Source organism: bacterium (genome assembly GCA_004299235.1).
Classification (GTDB): domain Bacteria; phylum Chloroflexota; class Dormibacteria; order Dormibacterales; family Dormibacteraceae; genus SCQL01.
Map to the genome: position 1 here is coordinate 1 of SCQL01000042.1, position 2,566 is coordinate 2,566.

At 66.7% G+C, this 2,566-nt stretch carries 3 protein-coding genes; all 3 read left to right on the forward strand.

From position 1 onward, the window contains the following. The first annotated feature begins 370 nt into the window (after positions 1-370). Positions 371-589 carry a hypothetical protein gene (locus tag EPN29_13645; GenBank protein ID TAN31362.1) on the forward strand — a complete coding sequence of 73 codons (219 nt, stop codon included), beginning with the start codon at positions 371-373 and terminating at the stop codon, positions 587-589. A gap of 130 nt (positions 590-719) precedes the next feature. Further along, positions 720-1,031: a hypothetical protein gene (locus EPN29_13650; protein TAN31363.1), complete on the forward strand. Its 312-nt coding sequence runs from the start codon at positions 720-722 to the stop codon at positions 1,029-1,031. 294 nt (positions 1,032-1,325) lie between these two features. Continuing rightward, positions 1,326-1,553 (forward strand): hypothetical protein, encoded by a 228-nt coding sequence (locus tag EPN29_13655; protein TAN31364.1) that lies wholly within the window; start codon positions 1,326-1,328, stop codon positions 1,551-1,553. Positions 1,554-2,566: the final 1,013 nt, after the last annotated feature.

Genomic DNA, 2,566 nt, shown 5'->3' on the forward strand with positions numbered 1-2,566 from the left:
CGGCGAAGGAGGACGTGCCGGCGCCGGTCGTGTCGAGCGAGGGGGAGACGGGAGTGTAGGGCGAGGTGTGCGTCGAGGACGAGTCGGAGGACCAGATCGAGGCAAACGACGAGGCGACAGACGGTCGTCGATTGTGGTCTCCGCCCAAGTCCGGCGACGAGAAAGCCGAGCTGGGTGGACTCGCAGGACCGGCGGTGACGCCGAGCGGGTAGCCGTAGTCGAGCGACCCTCGAGGCGGGCCAGCAACTGTGATTGCCGTCGTCGGCCTCGACGGTCTCCGCTGGATGTAGATGCGCAAGAGGTTGCCATCGAACTCGGCTCGAGGCGCAGAAGTCGAGACGTCCGCCCCGAGCATGACCAGTTTCTCAAAGTGTCCGCCGTTCTCGCCGTACGAGTCGGCAACAATGTGAACCTTGTGGCCGCGGCGCATCGCGACGGTGATATTCTCGAGCGAGAAACCGGGCAGCGTAACGCGGAGGACGATCTGGAGCGGGTCGGAACGGTCAATGTCGAGCGAGGCGCCGGGAGGTTCGGGTCGGTGGTCGAGGACTGCGCGCGCCACGGAGATCAGTATTTGTCACGCAAGTAGTGAAGCGCACGCATACTCACACTCGACATCGGCCGTCTTGGGCTTGTACACCTCGAGCTCCTCGCCCGCGTCGTCCGTCCTCACCTGCCCGCTCGCAACAGCCTTCTTACTCGGCCCTTCGGCACCGCTATTGCTCGCACTGCCCGCCGCCGTACTCGTCGCTGTCACCGCGCCTGCGCTCCCGGCGCTGCAGATCGACGACGCGTCCGAGTCGAAGACCCAGGGACGGCCGGACGAGCGAGTCGAGAAGGTCGAGAAGGTGTCGGTCGAGGAAGGGCGGATGTCGGAGGAGGCGAGGGCGGCGAGAGGTGAAGGCGCGACGACGGAAGAGAGGGGTGAGGTCGAGGTTGCGAGGGGGTACAGCGCACCGACCGAGCCGTCGAGCGAGAGACTCGATCGGGCGGAGTGCGAGCTGGGAGAGCGCAATGAGGTAGACGCCTGAGCCGACGTAGTTGGCTGAGGGTGGTGGAGAGGGTAGTGAGGGACGGGCGGGGCGTAGGCGAGGGGAGAGTGCGCGTAGGAAGCGGAGGAGTACGGTCGCGAGGAAGTCGACGCCGTGACGATCGAGGGAAGCGCTCGTGCACTGGAAGGAAGAGACGGCGGCTCAACGGACGACATGGCAGCCGCAAAGTAGCCCTCGGCCGCCCGCTGCGCCATCCTCGCCTCGCGGCTGTCGTCCTGCATCGAGAACTGCTCTATCCGCCTGCGCAGCTCGTCGTCGATCTGCTCCATCCCCGTGCCCGCCATGCTGACCGGCACGAGCTGGGGCGGCGTCTCCAGCGGCGGGCGGCAGTACTCGGTGTTGGTGGAAGATCGGCGACGGCGCGGTGGCTCGTTCAGCAACTCCTCAGCGTCCGACTCGTACCGCACGCTCGAGAGGGCGGTGCAGTCGGTCGCGGTCGAGGTCGACGAGCTGACGGATGCGAGGGTGCGGATCGACTCGTCGGACGAGACGAGCGGGTGAGGTTCGGGGACGGGGCGGTGTGCGTGCGAAGAAGTCGACGTCGCTCTGGCGGGTGCCGCCTCTGGCGGTGGCGAGTGCAGTGGTGGGTGGAAGGAAGCCATGCTGGGCCGTGCGCGGCGAGCAGCGCGACCGGTGGCGAGAGCCGGATCGCGCTAAGTTGGAGGGGTGCGACGATCTCTTGGAAGAGCGGGGTCTGAAAGAACAAGAAGCGGCGGCGGGGGGAAAGGGTTCGGTCAGTGCGAGGTTCCGATGGCGCGGCCGGGTGATGTCGACAAGGGCTGCCACGGTCGAGAGCGCATCGAGCGGGCGGGTGCAGCAGGTCGAGCGTGTTGTTGGGAACACTCGAGCGAGCAGGCGCAGGCGAAGATCTTACGGAAGGCGGGGGCAGTCCGTTTTGCGAACCTATGAGCGCATAATCCAGGGCGACCCGTGTCGCGCAATTTCCCCCTCGCATCCGACCCGCGCAAAGTGATTGCGCGCTCGTTCGTCCCCGCAAAAGACAATCCACAGTCGCCAGAGAAAGTGAACGCACGGGATCAGCGGGTGCGAGACGAGGCGAAGCAGGTGGTCGCGCTAGAAGCAGGCGGTGTACCGACGTCGCAGCGAGCCGTTCGAGCTGGCTGCTGGGGGCGTGAGGGTCGTGAGGGTGCACTCGAGTCTGCAGGTGACCATTCGAGCCCAACGAGGCGGGTCCTGGTCAGCGAGCGAGTTGACGACGTCGCGCCAAGTAAGCAGGTCGCCTAAAGAGGGAGGGCGGGCGTATCCAGCGACGACAGCGTCCCGGCGCGCCCTTCGACCGTGCAACCAGCTCCCAGGGTTCACTTGAGCCACCCTGCACCACCACAAACCCGCCCGGCGGGCGAGCGAGCGACTGCATGCCAACTCGCCCCGCCAGCGCGGCCGTCCTGCCCGTCCTACGCCTCCAACTGGGCCAGTGAGCAGCAGACGCACCTGCTACAATCTCGTTAATGCGTCCTGGCACCCGTGCGTCGCGCCTGCGCTGTCGTGTGAGC